This is a genomic window from Streptomyces katrae (genome assembly GCF_000966975.1).
Classification (GTDB): domain Bacteria; phylum Actinomycetota; class Actinomycetes; order Streptomycetales; family Streptomycetaceae; genus Streptomyces; species Streptomyces katrae.
On the sequence record NZ_JZWV01000795.1, the window covers coordinates 1 to 1,541 of the forward strand.

Sequence of the window (1,541 nt, forward strand, 5' to 3'; positions counted from 1 at the left end):
CCCCTGGCGGCTGCTGGCCGTCGCCGGGGTGCGCCCGGCGCAGGCGGACGGCTTCGCGCAGGCCCTGCTCGGCCCCGCGGCGGGCCCCGCCGCCGCGCGGCGCGGCGCCGCCCTGCTGGGCTGGCTGCTGGCGCGGGCCGCGGAGCGCGGCCACACCGCGCTGGAGGCCCCCGTGCTGGAGAAGGCCCTGGCCCAGTACGGGGCGCCGGCCCCCGCCGAGACCCTGGAGGCGGCGATCGGGGACGGCGCGGTGCTGGTGTTCCACGAGCCGCTGGGCGAGCCCGTCGCGGAGGGCGAGGAGCAGCCCGTACGGATCCTCGTGGGCCTGGAGGAGCACGCACTGGCCGAGGAGAGCCTGGCTGACGGCCTGGCCCGGCTGGCGGCCACCTTCACGGCCCCGGCCGACTGGTCCGCGGCGGCGGCCGGCTCCGGGGCCGAGCTGGTCCGGGCCGTGGCCGGCGCCGGCCTGGTCACCCACACCGGCGGCGAGGCGGCCCGCGCCGAACCCCTGGCCCTGGCGGCGGCCGCCCGCGAGCTGGGCCTGCGCACCGTCCTGGCGGCGCACGCCCCCGCGCCCGGAACCGTCACCGTGGCGGACCTGCTCACGGGCGCGGCGGGCCCCGGCCGGGACCCGGACGGCCGGTTCGAGCTGGACCTGCTCGTCGTCCTGGACGCCCCGCAGCTGGACGTGGAGACGGCCGCGGCCCTGGTGGAGTCGGTGCCGGACGGGGCCCGGCTGGTGCTCTCCGGTGACCCCGGGGTGCTCGGATCGGCGGGGCCCGGCCGGGTGTTCGCCGATGTGCTGGCGGCCCGCGCCTTCCCCCACGTGAGTTCCCGGACCCCGGACCCGGGGCCGGTCGGCGAGCTGGTCTCGGGGATCGGGATCGGGGAGCTGAACCAGGTCGACGCCCCCGGCAAGGAGGTCGTCATCGTGCCGGTGCGCGACGCCGGCGAGGCCGTGCACCGCACCGTGCAGCTGGTGGCCGACTCGGTGCCGCGCGCCTTCGGCGTACCGGCGGAGGCCGTGCGGGTCATCACCCCGGGGCACGGCGGCCCGGCGGGGACCCGGGCCCTGAACGCGGCCCTCAAGGAGCGGCTCAACCCCGGCCCCGGCCGGTTCGGCGGCTTCGATCCCGGCGACCGGGTCGTCCACGTGCCCGCGCCCGGGCGGGCGCTGCCGGCCCGGGTGGTGTCGGCCGACGCCGAGGGGCTGCACCTGGACGCGGCCGGCGCGCGGGTCGTCGTGCCCAAGGACCGGGTGGAGTCGCAGGTGCGGCACGGCTGGGCGGTGACGGCGCACCAGGCCGTCGGCTCGCGCTGGCCGGCGGTGGTCGTCGTGCTGCCGGGGGACGCGGCGCAGGCCCTGTCCCGGGACTGGGTGTACACGGCGTTCGGGCGGGCCGAACGGCACCTGTCCGTGGTGCACGGGGTCGACCAGGCCCTGGCGCACGCGGTGGCCCAGGTACCGCCCAAGCCGCGTACGACCCGTCTGACGGGCCTGCTGCGGGCGCTGACGGCCGCCCAGCAGGAGCAGCAGCCGT

General features: G+C 79.7%; 1 protein-coding gene. It reads left to right on the top strand.

Features of this window, described 5'->3' with window-relative positions:
* The coding region (locus tag VR44_RS26710; protein ID WP_063778975.1) for an ATP-dependent DNA helicase at positions 1-1,541 on the top strand (1,541 nt) is incomplete at both ends.